At 53.1% G+C, this 16,185-nt stretch carries 15 protein-coding genes; 13 read left to right on the forward strand and 2 right to left on the reverse strand.

Annotated elements, in window-relative coordinates:
* Positions 1–268: 268 nt before the first annotated feature.
* The gene (gene glyA, locus ETV65_RS21585; RefSeq protein ID WP_129955112.1) at positions 269–1,522 is read left to right on the forward strand and encodes a serine hydroxymethyltransferase; all 1,254 of its coding nucleotides are present in this window, start codon (positions 269–271) and stop codon (positions 1,520–1,522) included.
* Positions 1,523–1,685: 163 nt separating this feature from the next.
* The gene (locus ETV65_RS21590; protein ID WP_129955113.1) at positions 1,686–2,846 is read left to right on the forward strand and encodes a 3-phenylpropionate MFS transporter; all 1,161 of its coding nucleotides are present in this window, start codon (positions 1,686–1,688) and stop codon (positions 2,844–2,846) included.
* On the opposite strand, the gene csiE is transcribed toward ETV65_RS21590, so the two are convergent.
* Positions 2,843–4,123, reverse strand: a complete 1,281-nt coding sequence (gene csiE, locus ETV65_RS21595) for a stationary phase inducible protein CsiE (RefSeq protein WP_129955114.1) — start codon at positions 4,121–4,123, stop codon at positions 2,843–2,845. The two genes, ETV65_RS21590 and csiE, sit on opposite strands and share 4 nt — an antisense overlap.
* A 187-nt stretch (positions 4,124–4,310) precedes the next feature.
* Between csiE and ETV65_RS21600 the strand changes: the two genes are divergently transcribed.
* Together ETV65_RS21600 and ETV65_RS21605 are read left to right on the forward strand one after the other, a co-directional pair.
* The gene (locus ETV65_RS21600) at positions 4,311–4,976 is read left to right on the forward strand and encodes a DUF1007 family protein (protein ID WP_205951620.1); all 666 of its coding nucleotides are present in this window, start codon (positions 4,311–4,313) and stop codon (positions 4,974–4,976) included.
* Entirely contained in the window at positions 4,967–5,986 is a 1,020-nt protein-coding gene (locus ETV65_RS21605; protein ID WP_129955116.1) for a nickel/cobalt transporter, read from the forward strand. Before ETV65_RS21600 ends, ETV65_RS21605 begins: the two co-directional genes overlap by 10 nt.
* Before the next feature lie 68 nt (positions 5,987–6,054).
* Here the strand turns inward: ETV65_RS21605 and suhB are convergent, their stop codons facing one another.
* Entirely contained in the window at positions 6,055–6,858 is an 804-nt protein-coding gene (gene suhB, locus ETV65_RS21610; protein WP_129955117.1) for an inositol-1-monophosphatase, read from the reverse strand.
* Positions 6,859–6,984: 126 nt separating this feature from the next.
* On the opposite strand from suhB, the gene trmJ reads away from it, so the two are divergent.
* From trmJ to rodZ, 9 genes are all read left to right on the forward strand, one after another.
* Entirely contained in the window at positions 6,985–7,722 is a 738-nt protein-coding gene (gene trmJ / locus ETV65_RS21615) for a tRNA (cytosine(32)/uridine(32)-2'-O)-methyltransferase TrmJ (RefSeq protein WP_129955118.1), read from the forward strand.
* A gap of 216 nt (positions 7,723–7,938) precedes the next feature.
* Positions 7,939–8,433, forward strand: coding sequence for a Fe-S cluster assembly transcriptional regulator IscR (gene iscR, locus ETV65_RS21620; RefSeq protein WP_129955119.1), 495 nt, complete (start codon positions 7,939–7,941; stop codon positions 8,431–8,433).
* A gap of 323 nt (positions 8,434–8,756) precedes the next feature.
* A complete protein-coding gene (locus ETV65_RS21625; protein ID WP_129955120.1) occupies positions 8,757–9,926 on the forward strand; it encodes an IscS subfamily cysteine desulfurase in 1,170 nt (389 codons plus the stop codon).
* 84 nt (positions 9,927–10,010) lie between these two features.
* A complete protein-coding gene (pepB, locus tag ETV65_RS21630) occupies positions 10,011–11,321 on the forward strand; it encodes an aminopeptidase PepB (protein WP_129955121.1) in 1,311 nt (436 codons plus the stop codon).
* A 75-nt stretch (positions 11,322–11,396) separates the two neighbouring features.
* Complete coding sequence (sseB, locus tag ETV65_RS21635) at positions 11,397–12,260, forward strand: enhanced serine sensitivity protein SseB (protein WP_129955122.1); 864 nt, start codon at positions 11,397–11,399, stop codon at positions 12,258–12,260.
* A 221-nt stretch (positions 12,261–12,481) separates the two neighbouring features.
* Positions 12,482–12,907, forward strand: a complete 426-nt coding sequence (gene ndk / locus ETV65_RS21640) for a nucleoside-diphosphate kinase (RefSeq protein ID WP_015696252.1) — start codon at positions 12,482–12,484, stop codon at positions 12,905–12,907.
* Between the two features lie 226 nt (positions 12,908–13,133).
* On the forward strand, positions 13,134–14,333 hold the full coding sequence (locus ETV65_RS21645) for a bifunctional tRNA (adenosine(37)-C2)-methyltransferase TrmG/ribosomal RNA large subunit methyltransferase RlmN (protein ID WP_129955123.1): 1,200 nt from the start codon (positions 13,134–13,136) through the stop codon (positions 14,331–14,333).
* 109 nt (positions 14,334–14,442) lie between these two features.
* Positions 14,443–15,180, forward strand: a complete 738-nt coding sequence (gene pilW, locus ETV65_RS21650) for a type IV pilus biogenesis/stability protein PilW (RefSeq protein ID WP_205951621.1) — start codon at positions 14,443–14,445, stop codon at positions 15,178–15,180.
* A complete protein-coding gene (rodZ, locus tag ETV65_RS21655) occupies positions 15,170–16,165 on the forward strand; it encodes a cytoskeleton protein RodZ (protein ID WP_129955125.1) in 996 nt (331 codons plus the stop codon). Before pilW ends, rodZ begins: the two co-directional genes overlap by 11 nt.
* Positions 16,166–16,185: the final 20 nt, after the last annotated feature.

The following is a 16,185-nucleotide window of genomic DNA, read 5'->3' on the forward strand; positions in this document are numbered from 1 at the left end:
ACCGACTATTGCTGTAAACCCCCCTAAAGGGGTAAGGGCTTTCCCCCGCAGGAGCCGGGTCACAAAGCTGAAATTTATGCATGACCGGGTGAATAAATATCTCTTGATTATGGGCAGAGGTTCGCAGATCAAAGCCTTGCTGTATCTGGAGCCAATCGTTTGCCTAAAAACCTCAAACTGACCCTATCCGAAGGCCGCTTAAACATTTACACTGTGGCGCAGAACCCGGAAGGGGCTTTTTTTTAGTTTGTTGAGTCAGGAGATGCGGATGTTAAAGCGTGAAATGAACATTGCCGATTATGATGCTGAGCTGTGGGCAGCAATGGAAAAAGAAGTTGTTCGTCAGGAAGAACATATCGAGCTGATTGCGTCAGAAAACTATACCAGCCCGCGTGTCATGCAGGCTCAGGGTTCGCAACTGACCAACAAATATGCCGAAGGCTATCCGGGCAAACGTTATTATGGTGGCTGTGAGTACGTCGACATCGTAGAACAACTGGCCATCGACCGTGCAAAAGAATTGTTCGGTGCAGATTTCGCCAACGTTCAGCCGCACTCCGGCTCACAGGCAAATTTCGCGGTGTATACCGCATTGCTGCAACCGGGCGACACTATTCTGGGGATGAACCTCGGCCATGGTGGTCACCTGACTCACGGTTCACCGGTTAACCTTTCCGGCAAACTGTATAACGTGGTGCCTTATGGCATCGACGAAAGCGGCGATATCGATTACGAAGACGTGAAACGTCAGGCCGAAGCGCATAAACCAAAAATGATCATCGGCGGCTTCTCCGCATTCTCCGGTATCGTTGACTGGGCAAAAATGCGTGAAATTGCCGACAGCGTTGGTGCTTACTTCTTCGTTGACATGGCACACGTTGCCGGTCTGATTGCTGCAGGCGTTTACCCGAACCCGGTTCCTCACGCACATATCGTGACCACCACCACGCACAAAACGCTGGCCGGTCCACGCGGCGGTCTGATTCTGGCGAAAGGCGGTGACGAAGAGTTCTATAAAAAACTCAATTCCGCTGTCTTCCCGGGTGGCCAGGGCGGCCCGCTGATGCACGTGATTGCCGGTAAAGCAGTCGCACTGAAAGAAGCGATGGAGCCTGAGTTCAAAGCTTACCAGCAACAGGTGGCTAAAAACGCACAGGCCATGGTGGCTGTGGTGCTGGAACGCGGCTACAAAGTGGTATCCGGCGGCACACACAACCATCTGTTCCTGATGGATCTGGTGGATAAAAACCTGACCGGTAAAGAAGCGGATGCTGCACTGGGCCGCGCTAACATCACTGTGAACAAAAACAGCGTGCCTAACGATCCGAAGAGCCCGTTTGTGACTTCCGGTGTGCGTATCGGTACACCAGCCGTCACCCGTCGCGGTTTCAAAGAAGCCGAAGCGCGTGAACTGGCTGGCTGGATCTGTGACGTGCTGGACAACGTGAACGATGAAGCAACCATCGAACGCGTTAAACAGAAAGTGCTCGACATCTGTGCACGCTTCCCGGTTTACGCGTAATATTTGCGAAGCCGTTAAGCTGCGAAAACCCGCTCCGGCGGGTTTTTTTATGGGCATGTATCAGAATTTGTGAGCTGGCAGACATTCCTGAAGTCAGAAAGCGTCTGCGGATTGCTAGCGATTGTGAGCTTTGTCAAAGTATTGGCCTCACACCGGAGGATTTATGGAATTGCGTTCCACGCGCTGGCTTGCACTCAGTTATTTCACTTACTTTTTCAGTTACGGTATTTTTCTTCCCTTCTGGGGCTTGTGGCTCAAAGGCGAGGGGATCTCCTCCGAAAGCATCGGCCTGCTGCTCGGTGCCGGTCTGGTCGCCCGCTTTCTCGGCACGCTCATCATTTCTCCCTCCATCAAAGACCCTTCTTACCTTATTACCGGTCTGCGTATTCTGGCGCTGCTTACGCTGGCGTTTGCCGTCGGTTTCTGGTTTGGCAACGGCTGGGCATGGCTGATGATTAACATCGCCGGATTCAGTCTGTTTTTCGGTCCGCTGGTGCCGCTGACCGATGCGCTGGCAGGTACGCTACAACGGCAGATCAATATGGATTATGGCAAGGTGCGCGTCTGGGGTTCCATTGCCTTTGTGATTGGTTCGGCGGTCACAGGCAAACTGGTCGAGGTGTATGGCCATAACGCGATTCTCTATACGCTGACCGCAGGCGTGGCGGCGATGCTGCTCGGCATGTTATTGCGCCCGAGCGTGAAGCCGGCGGGAGAGCCGCGTGCAAGCGGGGCGCCGGGTATTTCGTGGAAAGCGTTGCTGAGCGAAAAACCGGTCTGGCGTTTTCTGTTATGTGTGACGCTGTTACAGGGGGCTCACGCAGCGTATTACGGTTTCAGTGCCATTTACTGGCAGGACGTGGGCTATTCTTCCACAACTATCGGCTATTTATGGTCGCTGGGTGTGGTGGCGGAAGTGCTGGTATTCACCTTCAGTAAACAGCTGTTCAGCCGCTGGTCGGCACGGGATCTTCTGCTGCTTTCGGCCGTATGCGGCGTGTTGCGCTGGACAATGATGGGGGCGTTTACCGCTTTGCCGTGGCTGATTGTGATGCAGATTTTACACTGTGGCACGTTTACGGTCTGCCATCTGGCGGGCATGCGGTTTATTGCTGCACGGCCAGGTGATCAGGTGATCCGTCTGCAATCGGTGTATTCCGCACTGGCAATGGGGGGCGGCGTGGCAGTGATAACCATGTTATCCGGTTTCCTGTTCGAACATCTGCATGCCGGATTATTCTGGGTGATGGCGTTGCTGGCAGTGCCGGCTATTTTCCTGCGTCCGGCTGTGACGCCGTCAACGGTTGCGACATCAACCCGTTAGGGAGCTTCGAGCAGCGAGCGGATACGTTTCCGCTGCTCTTTTGCCAGCGGTAACTGCGTGTGGATCACCAGCGGATCGGCGTCAGTGCTGCGGGTGGCGTAGGGGGTGACAATCATCGCTACGCCACTCGGTGCGCCGAATTTATAGAAATCCGCCAGCGTCTGATATTTGATGTTCAGCGGCAGCAGCGTCGCCTCGCGGATTTGCTGCTCGACGGCTTCTTCCAGCTGCGGATTATCGTGGGTCAGCAGCAAAATTTGTTTCTCCTGCAAGGCGTTACCCTGCATCAGCCATGCACCAAAGGTGATGGCCACCAGCCCGACTTCATCTTCTGAAAGCGTAATCAGGTATTCGTGCTCAAACCCCTGTAACGCCTCGCGGGTGGTACGCACCAGACGCGGATACATCCGGTTCACTTCTTCCTGCATCAGGTTATCGATGCCGATGCCGAAATGACAGCGTTCAATTGCCGGGCCCAGATGAGCGAAAAGCTGACCGACCAGTCCTTCGTAACTGCTGAATTTCATGCCGGCAATATCCTGAAAACGCGCCACCATATTTTCAATTTCTAACAACAGGCGCTGATCTTCCGTTGAGCCGGAACTCTGATAACTGTGGATTTTCAGCATCCGTAACATCAGCGTGAAAAACTCACATTCGCAGTCATCCAGCCGGCCTTTGCTGAGTGCCTGCAACTGGCTAAACAGTTCGCGGGCGGCAGGATATTCCGGTTTTTCACGCAACCAGCGCCGCTGTTGTTCGGTAAAACGCAAGCCGGTCGGGCCGTTGTTTTGCCACAGACAGTATTGAAGACAGATAAGCATCAGCTGGCGGTCATGTCCGCTCAGCGGCCTGGGCAGCAATGCACCGCAATCTTCGAGCATCAAACCCAGAATATCGGTGCGCAGTGCCGCTTTCGGGCAGGTCTGGCCTTCAAACGCGATGTGCAACCATGGGATGAAATGGCGCGAAACGAAATCCGGGGAAATACGTAATGTGCGGCGCAAACCCTGAAATAAACACAGCCGCTGAGCAAGCGCGTCGCCCTGAATACGGCACTGTTTTTCGCTATATTGCAGCACATCAAGCTGATGGATCCGCTGAATTTCGCAGGTCACTTCTGCCAGATCTTCCCACGTGATGTCTAATGCGACACCATTAATTTCACTGATGATCTCCAGCTGAACCGCCGTCAGCGGCGCGTAAAGCATCAGCAACACGTGGCAACGGCGTTGCGTAGCGGAAAGCGCAGGGGAGGGCTGTTTTTCTGGATTCATATCACCTGCCGAAAAAGTATCGCCTGAAATTATTAGTCAAGCATAGCAAAGCGAATGCCCGCAATAAGGCGCGGAGATTGGCTTTTACTCCGGCTTACAACTCAGATCACAGATATTTTTGACGACCGCTTAAATGCACAGCAAAATACTGTTACTTAGTAACAATATAATGGCGCCAGATATGGAAATGACGTTACACCAGGCCCGGAACCGGCCTTTTCCCCGTTACGTTAAATGGCTGTGCGCTGCGCTGTTGGGCCTGCCCGCCACGGTGCTGGCGCACCCGCACAGTTTTATTGATATGCAGACCACACTGGTGACAAATGAAACCTCACTGACCGGGCTGAAAATGGTCTGGACGATGGATGAAATCACCTCGGCAGATTTACTCTATGACGCGCATAACGCCAAACCGGGTTCGGATATCTGGAAGAAACTGGCGGCGGAAGTGATGGCGCGCGTGCTAAGCCAGCATTACTTCACGGATTTCTATCGCGATGGAAAACCGGTGAAGTATCTGGATCTGCCCAGTGAATATCAGCTTTCCCGCAAAGGCGATCAGGCGGTGCTGGAATTCGTCCTGCCGCTGGCGAAACCACAAGTGCTGGAAGGCAAACCCATGGAATTCTCCACTTTCGATCCTTCGTATTTTGTCGATATGACATATAAAGACAACACCGCGCTGCATTTGCCACCGGCGCTGGAAAAACGCTGTACGCTGGCGCTGTTTACACCAAAGCCGGATGCCTCGCTGCAAAACTATGCCCTGTCACTCGATAAGGCTGATGCCCCGCCGGAAGACATGGATCTTGGTCAGCAATTTGCCCAGAAGGTGACGCTGGAATGTCATTAATCTCCACGCCATCGAAAACGCTGTCCTGGCGCGATCTCTGGCCGCTGGCGGTATTTCTGTTGCTGCTGGCGGGCGGTGCTTGTCTGTTAATCCATTACTGGCCGCGTATTTTGCTCAGCAGCATTATCTGGCAGCGGGAGTTACATCAGGAACTGGCCGGATTGCTGCGGCAGGTGAAACAAAATCCTGCGCAGGCGGGGATGACTCTGGCGGGCTTCAGCCTGATTTACGGCGTAATCCACGCTATCGGGCCGGGGCACGGTAAAATCGTCATTACCACCTACCTGGCGACACATCCTTCACGGCTGAAAACCAGCCTGAAGCTGACCTTCGCGTCGGCGATTGTGCAGGGACTGGTGGCGATATTGCTGGTCAGTGTGGTACTTGGCGTGTTGCAGCTCTCTTCGCGACAACTGCATCAGAGCAGTTTCTGGATGGAGCGGGGCAGTTTCATTCTGGTGATGTTGCTCGGATTGCTGTTGTGCTGGCGAGCCCTCAAACGGGTGTGGCAAACCCTCAAAGATCTGCGCCGGCCACCGGCGATGAAAATCCGCAGCCTTTCCCCGGCGGCCAGTAATACGCATGTTCATGATGAATATTGCGGCTGCGGCCATCAGCATGTGCCCAGCGATCAGCAGCTTCAGGCGGGTGATGATTTGCGCACGAAGGTAGCGATTGTGCTGGCGATGGGGTTACGTCCGTGTTCCGGCGCGATCATGGTTTTGCTGTTTGCCAAGGTCATTGACGTCTACATCTGGGGCGTGATTTCGGCGATCACTATGGCTGCCGGCACCTCGCTGACCGTATCACTTATCGGTGTACTGGTGTTTTACAGCCGTGCGCTGGCCGTCAAACTCAGCGCCAGCCGTACGCCTGCGGCGTGGCAGCGAATTGCCTGGTCGCTGCTGGCACTGACCGGCGGGATGATATTGCTGGGAGCGGGCATCTTGCTCTACAGCACCGGCGGCGGTGATATTTCACCGATAACCGGCGGCCCATTCAGGGGATAAACCGCAGGCATAAAAAAACGGACGCCCGGTGGGACGTCCGTTGTTGTTTGTATCATTCAGCGGCGGGATTAACGCTTCAGCGCTTCGCTCAGTTCATCACGCATGGTCATCAGAATGCCTTTAACGACGCGCGGGTTGCCGGCAACAATGTTACCTGACGAGAAGTGGTTATGGCCGCCAACGAAGTCAGTCACCACGCCGCCGGATTCACGCACCAGCAGTTCGCCACCGGCGAAATCCCAGGGCTTCAGGGCGATTTCGAAGAAACCGTCAACGCGGCCAGCGGCCACGTAGGCCAGATCCAGTGCAGCAGAACCGGTGCGACGGAAGTCTGCACATTCGGTGAACAGTTTGCCCACGACATTCATGTAGCTGGTTGCGTGTTGTTTTGCTTTGAACGGGAAGCCGGTTGCCAGAATGGTGCCGTCGAGATCTTTCGCGTGAGTGCCACGCAGACGGTAACCGTTCAGCTGTGCGCCCTGACCGCGGGTCGCGGTGAAGAGTTCGTTACGCATCGGGTCATAAACTACCGCAACTTCAGTGCGGCCTTTGATGCGCACGGCGATAGAGACAGCGAAATGTGGGAAGCGTTTAACGAAGTTGGTGGTGCCATCCAGCGGGTCGATAATCCATTGTACGTCTTTGTCTTCGCCTTCCAGCTCGCCACACTCTTCACTGATGATGGTGTGTTTTGGATAGGATTTGCGAATGACATCGATAATCATGTGTTCTGCATCGCGGTCTACGTTGGTAACAAAATCGTTGGTACCTTTTTGGGTAGATTCTACAGAGTCTGGCGTTTCGTAATGTTTGGCAATCAGGTTACCGGCCTTGCGCGCAGCGCGCACGGCGATGGTGAGCATCGGATGCATGGATATCTTCCAACTAGGATGTTAAAGAACGGGAATACGGGAAACGGCGCGCAGTATAGCAGGGGTTCTGAAAATTAACTACCGTTGTGTTAGGCTGTTGTGATTTTCCGTCTGGTAAGAGTTCCTATGCTGCCCAATATCCGCATTGTATTAGTAGAAACATCCCACACTGGCAATATGGGGTCAACCGCCCGCGCCATGAAAACCATGGGATTATCAAGTCTTTATCTGGTCAATCCGCTGGTGAAACCTGATTCTCAGGCCATCTCTTTATCTGCCGGTGCCAGCGATGTGATCGGTAATGCGACCATCGTTGATACGCTGGATGAAGCGCTGGCCGGTTGCAGCCTGGTGATCGGCACCAGTGCGCGTTCCCGCACCTTGCCGTGGCCGATGCTGGAACCGCGTGAATGCGGAGAGCTCAGCGCGAAAGCCGCACAAACCGCGCCGGTGGCACTGGTGTTTGGCCGTGAACGCGTCGGGCTGACCAATGAAGAACTGCAAAAATGTAACTATCACGTTTGCATTCCGGCCAATCCTGAATACAGTTCGCTGAATCTGGCAATGGCCGTGCAAATTATCGCGTATGAAGTGCGTGTCGCCTATCTGGCCTTGCTGGAAGCGGCAAAACCGCAGATTGAATATGAAGAAACGCCTTATCCTCTGGTCGATGATCTTGAGCGTTTTTATCAGCATCTGGAAAAAACCTTGCTGGAAACCGGCTTTATTCGTCAGGCACATCCGGGTCAGGTAATGAGCAAACTACGCCGTCTGTTTACCCGTGCGCGACCTGAATCTCAGGAGTTAAACATCCTGCGCGGTATTCTGACATCGATTGAAAAGACCAATAGCAGCAAAGAGTAAGCGCCAGGGGTTGAGGATAAACATCAAACCTTTGCTTGTTAATCAACAGATTACTTCTTACCCGTGAATGGCGACAACTGGGCGGAATATAGGGTCAGGTAATACTTGAGTAAATTACTAGGTTAAATAGTTGACTGATTTACTCAGGAATGGCAGACTCATTTACATGTTCCGCACGATTGAATTTTTAAGTCATTTTAAACAGGTAACCATGCTATGAGACTGACATCCAAAGGCCGTTATGCCGTGACCGCTATGCTCGACGTTGCACTGCATTCCCAGGAAGGACCAGTACCCCTGGCTGACATTTCTGAGCGTCAGGGTATTTCCCTTTCTTACCTGGAGCAGCTTTTCTCTCGCTTGCGTAAAAATGGTCTGGTTGCCAGTGTTCGTGGTCCGGGCGGTGGTTATCTGTTAGGTAAAGACTCGGGTGATATCGCCGTTGGCGCGGTGATCACGGCCGTTGACGAATCCGTTGACGCCACCCGTTGTCAGGGTAAAGAAGGCTGCCAGAATGGCGAACGTTGCCTGACTCACACCTTATGGCGTGATCTGAGCGAGCGCATCAGCGGCTTCCTGAACAATATTACACTGGCAGAACTGGTCAACAACCAGGAAATCCTGGAAGTGGCTGACCGTCAGAACGGTGAAGTCCGTCGTCAGCCAAATGGCCGTCAGATGGAAACCATCAACGTCAATCTTCGAGCCTGATCCCCGTCATCCTTCGCGCCGCCCCGGCGTTGGCTGCTGTCGCAAACCCTGGTCACATACTAGTGTATGCTCCCGGGGATGTGCTCTGTTGCCGCCTTGATGCGACACGAATGATTTAGGGGAGCATGTGAATTTTGATGTTACTAAAAGCCCGCTGAAATGCAGATTTCCGCGGGCTTTTGCTTTTCAGACGTCATTTCTTACCGATTAGTGCCCGCAAAGCGTCATTTCCCTTTTAAGAAGTTGTGAACCCGTTTTAAACTGGTTGTCGTTTTTTTTATTCTTTCGTTCGAAACCGAACGCGCAGTCCGGAGCTACCTGCCATGAAATTACCTATTTATCTTGATTACTCTGCCACGACGCCGGTTGATCCGCGTGTTGCACAGAAAATGATGCAGTGTCTGACACTGGACGGTACTTTCGGTAATCCGGCCTCCCGTTCTCATCGTTTTGGCTGGCAGGCAGAAGAGGCCGTGGATGTGGCGCGTAACCAGATTGCGGAGCTGATTAATGCGGATCCCCGTGAAATCGTCTTCACGTCAGGCGCAACCGAATCTGACAATCTGGCGATTAAAGGCGCGGCTCATGCACAGCGTGCGAAAGGTCACCACATTATTACCAGCCAGACTGAGCACAAAGCGGTGTTAGACACCTGCGCGCAGCTGGAGACGGAAGGCTTTGAGGTCACCTACCTTACGCCGCAGGCCGACGGTGTTATTCCATCAGCAGCCATTGAAGCCGCGTTGCGCCCGGATACGATTCTGGTGTCCATCATGCAGGTCAACAATGAAACCGGCGTTATCCAGGATATCGCAACAATCGGCGAGCTTTGCCGCAGCCGGGGTATTCTTTTCCATGTGGATGCAACCCAAAGCGTGGGGAAAATCGCGATTGATCTCAGCGAATTGCAGGTTGATCTGATGTCGTTTTCCGCCCATAAGATTTACGGCCCGAAAGGCATCGGGGCGCTGTATGTGAGTCGTAAACCGAAAGTAAGGATTGACGCGCAAATCCACGGCGGCGGTCATGAGCGCGGCATGCGTTCAGGTACCTTGCCGGTGCATCAGATTGTCGGAATGGGCGAAGCGTATCGTATTGCCAAAGAAGAAATGACCGCTGAAGTGGCGCGTCTGTCCGCACTGCGCGATCGTCTGTGGAAAGGCATTCAGCAGCTTGATCGGGTGTTTCTCAATGGCGCGCCGGAACATGCTGCGCCCAATATTCTCAACGTCAGTTTTGCCGATGTTGAAGGAGAATCTCTGATTATGGCGCTCAAGGATCTGGCTGTTTCGTCTGGTTCCGCCTGTACGTCCGCGAGCCTCGAACCCTCTTACGTGCTGCGTGCGCTGGGATTAAGCGAGGAGCTGGCACACGGCTCAATCCGTTTTTCTCTCGGGCGCTGGACCACGGAAGAAGAAATTGATTATGCAATTGCGCTGGTGGTGAAATCTGTCCGTCGCCTGCGTGAGTTGCCCCCTGTTTATACAAAATAATGAAGTGCCGCCCGATGAAAGGGTGATTTGCCTGTCATTGAAAATGAATATTCATTGAAGATAAAAAACATCAGGAGTGCTGTTATGAGTTCCGAAGTCACGACCAATGAAGCAATGTCCGTATTCCTTTCTTCTCAGCCTGCCGATGCGCGCTGGGGCGAAAAAGCCACACTGAGCACCGATTCTGCCGGGATGACCATTCATCTCAATAGCGGCGATGTGCTGACGGTCATTGCCCGTGCCGCGCGTCGTATCGACGGCCAGGGAGTCAAAAATATTAAACTGGCCGGTGAAGGCTGGGATCTCGAAAACAGCTGGGCTTTCTGGCAGGGCTTCCGTGGTCCGAAAGGAACACGCCATGTTGAATGGGCCGAATTGTCCGAAGATGACGCGAAAACGCTCAGGCAACGGCTGAAAATCATCGACTGGGTACGAAATACCATTAATACCCCGGCAGAAGATTTGTCCCCTGAACAACTGGCCACCCGCGCGGTTGATCTGATGTGTGAATTTGGTCACGACAAAGTCAGCTACCGTATCACTAAAGGCGACGACCTGCGTCAGCAAAATTATATGGGTATCCACATCGTCGGGCGCGGTTCTGACCGTCAGCCGGTCTTGCTGGCGCTTGATTACAACCCAAGCGGAGACGCTGAAGCGCCGGTTTACGCCTGCCTGGTCGGTAAAGGCATTACCTTTGACACCGGCGGTTACAGCCTGAAACCAAGCGGTTCCATGGATTCCATGAAAGCAGATATGGGCGGCGCAGCCACCCTGACCGGCGCACTGGCGCTGGCAGCGGCTAACGGCCTGAACAAACGCGTAAAACTGTATCTGTGCTGCGCGGATAACATGGTCAGCGGTAATGCACTGAAACTCGGCGATATCATCCGTTACCGCAACGGCAAAACCGTTGAAGTGATGAATACCGACGCCGAAGGCCGCCTGGTGCTGGCCGATGGTCTGATCGATGCGTCTGCGCAAAATCCTGAACTGATCATTGATGCTGCCACACTGACCGGTGCGGCGAAAACAGCGCTGGGTAACGATTATCACGCCCTGTTCAGCTTTGACGATGCACTGGCGGGTGAACTGCTGGAAAGCGCAAAATCTGAACACGAACCGTTCTGGCGCCTGCCGCTGGAAGAATTCCACCGTTCTCATCTGCCATCCAACTTTGCTGAACTGAATAATATTGCCGGTCCGGCACACACAGCGGGTGCGAGTACGGCGGCGGCCTTCCTGTCTCATTTCGTCACGGAATATAAGAAAGGCTGGCTGCACATTGACTGTTCTGCAACGTACCGTAAAAGCGCAGCGGATCAGTGGTCTGCCGGTGCAACCGGTCTCGGCGTGCGAACTGTGGCTAATTTATTGTTAGCTAAAGCGAAGTAAGCAGTAAAATTTGCATGAAGCATAACGGGGCGCTTAACAGTGCCCCGTTTTATACCATTACCGGAGTCAAGAACCATGAGTGTCCCACACGATCATCTGCCTGCTGGTGCTGCGGCAACTGACGGTGAAAACGAGCTGGAGCGGCTGCTTCGCCTGTCTGTCACCGCGCCTGCGTGGCGTCCGGCGTTTTATCAAACCTTGCTGGAATCCACTGTGTTTGTGCTCGGTGATGCAGGGCAGGATAACGCGGAAAAGCAGGGCAGTGTGGCGATCACCGCTGGCAGTGAACTGAATATTTTGCACTGGGAAAAACAGGACGGCAGCTCGATTATCCCTTTCTTTTCCTCGGTGGACGTTCTGGAAAAAGCCAGTGCCGGTGAAAGCCCGGATGAGCAGGCATTTGTCGCGCTGCCTGCCCGCGTGCTGTTTGAAATGACGCAAGGGGAAGAATTGTTTCTCAATCCCAAGTCGGAATATGGCAAGGAATTTTATCCGGGTGAAGTCACGCTGTTGCTGAACAGTGGCGGGCTGAATGCGCCGTCTGAGCTGGTGCTGGATAAAGAAAGCCAGTTGCTGATCGGCCAGCCGGAAGAATATCCTTCTACCATGATCGATGCGCTCACTACGCTTTTCGCCCGGAAGAAACCGGTGCGCCGTGCATTTATGGCGCTGATCCACGATAAAGCCGTGGATGATCAGCCCAACCTGCTGATCGGTGTTGAAGCGGACGGTGATGAACAGGAGATCGATGCGCTGATCCGCGAGGCGGGCAATGTGGCGAGTGAAACCTCTCCCGACGATCGTCCGGTGGATTTCTGTATCGTTTCTGAAAAAGAGCGCGGTATCAGCCATTACCTGATCAGCCACACGCAGCCGTTCTATCAGCGCAAGTGGGGAAGCTGGTTGCGCAATATCATTCCTTCTTCCGGTCAGGCATAAAAGTGACGATACACCAGGGGAAACGCCGTTTTGCCCCTGTTTTGTTTAAGGGAAATAGGTGGTTTAGGTTCGATAGTGAATCAATCACACATTTTTTTAATTAAATGTTGTGATTCGGGTAGGCAATCGTAACTTCGCTCCCTATAATCACCGCCATTTTACGGCAGGTATAACATTAAATTAACCGGCCCTACCTATAAAAGTCTGACAGAGGTTTTTTCATGACTATCGAACGCACTTTCTCCATCATCAAGCCAAACTCCGTAGCGAACAACGACATCGGTGCTATCTATGCCCGTTTCGAACGTGCTGGCTTCACCATCATCGCGTCTAAAATGCTGAAACTGACGAAAGAACAAGCGGAAGGTTTCTACGCAGAACACAAAGGCCGTCCGTTCTTCGACGGTCTGGTTGAATTCATGACCTCCGGCCCGATCATGGTTCAGGTTCTGGAAGGCGAAAATGCCGTTCAGCGTAACCGTGACATCATGGGTGCAACTAACCCGGAAAACGCGCTGGCCGGTACCCTGCGTGCAGACTTCGCTGACAGCTTCACCGCTAACGCTGTGCACGGTTCTGATGCTGTAGAATCTGCACAACGCGAAATCGCTTACTTCTTCACCGAAAGCGAAATCTGCCCGCGTTAAGATTTTTGAGTCACCGTTGCCGGAAGATGTGCCGCAAATTCACAAGAATTTTGCCACTGCGACTTTCCAAACATGGCAACCGTGCCCTAAAATTTGTACAATGTTGCGCCCCGAATGAGCCAGCCTCTTCGGGGCGCAATTTTATTTGCAGGCCAGCCGTTTCCTGTCAGGTCAGGCTCTGCACTTCCAATACGCCATAACGTGTAACAACGAGGCCATTTTCATCATGTTAGAATCCAACACCGCCGAGCCAACTTTGTCTGAAAATAACGCTGTTTCCGCAGAAGCCGTGAATACTGTCGTGCCTGCTGCTGCAAAAATTAACCTTCTTGACCTCAACCGCAAGCAAATGCGTGAGTTCTTCATCAACATGGGCGAAAAACCGTTCCGTGCAGATCAGGTCATGAAGTGGATGTATCACTACTGCAGCGATGATTTCGAGCAAATGACCGATATCAATAAGGCCTTGCGTGAAAAGCTGGCCCGCGTTGCAGAAATTCGTGCACCGGAAGTCGCGTCAGAACAACGTTCAACGGATGGCACCATCAAATGGGCAATTCAGGTGGGCGGACAGCTGGTCGAAACCGTCTATATCCCGGACGGTGACCGCGCGACCCTTTGCGTGTCCTCTCAGGTCGGCTGCGCACTGGAATGTACTTTCTGTTCCACGGCGCAACAAGGCTTTAACCGTAACCTGCGCGTGTCCGAAATTATCGGCCAGGTATGGCGTGCGGCAAAAATTATCGGTGCGGCGAAAGTGGCCGGTACACGTCCCATCACCAACGTGGTGATGATGGGGATGGGCGAACCTTTGCTGAACCTTAATAACGTGGTTCCGGCGATGGAAATCATGCTCGACGATTTCGGTTTCGGCCTGTCGAAACGTCGTGTCACCCTTTCCACCTCGGGCGTGGTCCCTGCGCTGGATAAACTGGGCGATATGATTGATGTCGCGCTGGCGATTTCTCTGCACGCACCTAACGACACCATTCGTAACGAAATTGTGCCGATCAACCGCAAGTACAATATCGATACTTTCCTGGCCGCCGTTGAGCGTTACATTGGCAAATCCAATGCCAATCAGGGCCGCGTCACCATCGAATACGTTATGCTGGATCACATCAATGATGGCACCGAGCATGCGCATGAACTGGCTGAACGTCTGAAGAATACGCCATGCAAAATCAACCTGATCCCGTGGAACCCGTTCCCGGGCGCACCGTATGGCCGCAGCTCGAACAGCCGTATCGATCGCTTCTCTAAAGTATTGATGGATTATGGTTTTACTGTGATCGTGCGTAAAACCCGTGGCGATGATATTGATGCCGCATGCGGGCAGCTGGCCGGTGATGTTATTGACCGAACCAAACGTACGTTGAAGAAAAAAATGGCAGGCGAGCAGCAGATTTCTGTTAAAACCGTCTGATCCCAAGAAATATGCAGGGCTTTGCCGTGCCGTTTTGGTTAAGCCCACTGTTTTATTGTCGCTGGCAGGGTAAAGGGAATTAAGCATGGCAATGAAGGGCAGTGTGAGAATGTTGATGGTCACAGGTGTGGCTTTGGCGTTACTGGCTGGCTGTTCCGGTTCACCTAAAGAAATACCACCGGCCAGTGGCGCAGCACAAACGCGTCTGGAGCTGGGCATGGCGTATCTGAAACAGGGGAACATGGAGGCGGCCAGACAGAATCTGCAAAAAGCCGTTGACGGTGCGCCGCAGGATTATCGGACACAGCTTGGTATGGCCCTTTACGAGCAAAAAAACGGCAATCAGAAAGCCGCACAAACCCGCTACCAGCAAGCGTTGCAGCTTGCGCCGCAAAATGGGACGGTCTTAAATAATTACGGTGCGTTTTTGTGTAGTTTAGGGCAGTATGTACCCGCACAACAGCAGTTTAGCGCCGCAGCTAATGCGCCTGATTACGGTCAGGTTGCTGACAGTCTGGAAAATGCAGGCTACTGTTTTCTGAAGGCCAATCAGAATGAGGAAGCGCGAGTGTTACTAAGCCGGGCATTGAAAGTGGATCCCGATAAAGGCGCACCCTTGCTGACTGAGGCAACCAAAGAATTTGGAGAAGGGAATCGCGCTCAGGCGAAATTATTACTGGATGTATACCAACATGTTCTGCCAGCCACTGCCGACAGCCTCATGTTACAAATTCGATTCGCTGCGTTAGCGGGCAATCCGGATAGCGTTCAACGCTACGGTAAGCAACTTGCGCGTAGTTATCCACAATCTAAACAGTACCAGCAGTTCTTAGCCAATGAATACTGAAGCCCCTCAAGAAAATAATGCAAAACTGACCACAGGCGAACGTCTGCGTCAGGCTCGTGAACAGTTAGGTCTCAGCCATCAGGCCGTTGCAGAACGCCTGTGTCTGAAAGTCTCTACTATTCGCCAAATCGAAGAAGAAACGACGCCGGCCGATCTTGCGCCGACTTTCCTGCGTGGTTATCTGCGTTCTTATGCAAAACTGGTTCATGTCCCTGAAGAAGAATTATCAGGTCTGATCGGTAAACAAGCCCCAATTAAAGTGCCTAAAGTGGCTTCAATGCAGGGGTTCTCTCTCGGCAAGTCTCGCAAAAAACGTGATGGCTGGCTGATGGGCTTTACCTGGCTGGTGGTGTTTGTGGTGATTGGCCTGACCGGTGCGTGGTGGTGGCAAAATCATCAGGCACAACAGCAGGAAATCGCCACAATGGCCGATCAGTCATCGGCACAGCTCAGTCAGGATAATGGTCAGGGGCAAGCGATCCCTCTGGGCGACAATGCGAATTCTGCACCCACAACAGAAGATACCCCTGCTGATCCGGCGCCTGCCGCAAACGCAACACAACCGCAGAATTCTATTCCGCTGAATACCGCGCCGGGCGCAGCCGCCAGCAATACACCTGCTGTATCAGGCACGTCAGCCGCTCAGGCACCTGCTGCTGTCTCTACCAGCCAGCCCGCTACGCCTGAAAATGGTCTGCCAACCGGTGATGCACAAACTGCAGCCGCCGCGGGGGGAGATCCACAAGCTGTGACCTTTACTTTTAAAGCTGACTGCTGGTTCCAGATTGATGACGCGTCAGGGAAAACCCTGTTCAGTGGCATGAAGAAAGGCGGTGAAACCTTCAGCGTGAAGGGCACTGCGCCATACAAACTGAAAATCGGTGCGCCGGGGGCGGTAGATATCCAATTCCAGGGCAAGCCGGTTGATTTAAGTCGTTTTGTAAAATCAAGCCGTGTTGCACGCCTGACCTTAGCTGCCGAGTAATCGGCAGTTTGTCAGACGAT

It is taken from the genome of Rahnella sp. RFA10(1/100) (genome assembly GCF_004195115.1).
Taxonomy (GTDB): domain Bacteria; phylum Pseudomonadota; class Gammaproteobacteria; order Enterobacterales; family Enterobacteriaceae; genus Rahnella; species Rahnella perminowiae.

Coding starts and splice junctions, on each gene's coding strand:
- glyA (WP_129955112.1), top strand. CDS start 269: ATGTTAAAGCGTGAAATGAACATTGCCGATTATGATGCTGAGCTGTGG.
- ETV65_RS21590 (WP_129955113.1), top strand. CDS start 1,686: ATGGAATTGCGTTCCACGCGCTGGCTTGCACTCAGTTATTTCACTTAC.
- csiE (WP_129955114.1), bottom strand. CDS start 4,123: ATGAATCCAGAAAAACAGCCCTCCCCTGCGCTTTCCGCTACGCAACGC.
- ETV65_RS21600 (WP_205951620.1), top strand. CDS start 4,311: ATGACGTTACACCAGGCCCGGAACCGGCCTTTTCCCCGTTACGTTAAA.
- ETV65_RS21605 (WP_129955116.1), top strand. CDS start 4,967: ATGTCATTAATCTCCACGCCATCGAAAACGCTGTCCTGGCGCGATCTC.
- suhB (WP_129955117.1), bottom strand. CDS start 6,858: ATGCATCCGATGCTCACCATCGCCGTGCGCGCTGCGCGCAAGGCCGGT.
- trmJ (WP_129955118.1), top strand. CDS start 6,985: ATGCTGCCCAATATCCGCATTGTATTAGTAGAAACATCCCACACTGGC.
- iscR (WP_129955119.1), top strand. CDS start 7,939: ATGAGACTGACATCCAAAGGCCGTTATGCCGTGACCGCTATGCTCGAC.
- ETV65_RS21625 (WP_129955120.1), top strand. CDS start 8,757: ATGAAATTACCTATTTATCTTGATTACTCTGCCACGACGCCGGTTGAT.
- pepB (WP_129955121.1), top strand. CDS start 10,011: ATGAGTTCCGAAGTCACGACCAATGAAGCAATGTCCGTATTCCTTTCT.
- sseB (WP_129955122.1), top strand. CDS start 11,397: ATGAGTGTCCCACACGATCATCTGCCTGCTGGTGCTGCGGCAACTGAC.
- ndk (WP_015696252.1), top strand. CDS start 12,482: ATGACTATCGAACGCACTTTCTCCATCATCAAGCCAAACTCCGTAGCG.
- ETV65_RS21645 (WP_129955123.1), top strand. CDS start 13,134: ATGTTAGAATCCAACACCGCCGAGCCAACTTTGTCTGAAAATAACGCT.
- pilW (WP_205951621.1), top strand. CDS start 14,443: ATGTTGATGGTCACAGGTGTGGCTTTGGCGTTACTGGCTGGCTGTTCC.
- rodZ (WP_129955125.1), top strand. CDS start 15,170: ATGAATACTGAAGCCCCTCAAGAAAATAATGCAAAACTGACCACAGGC.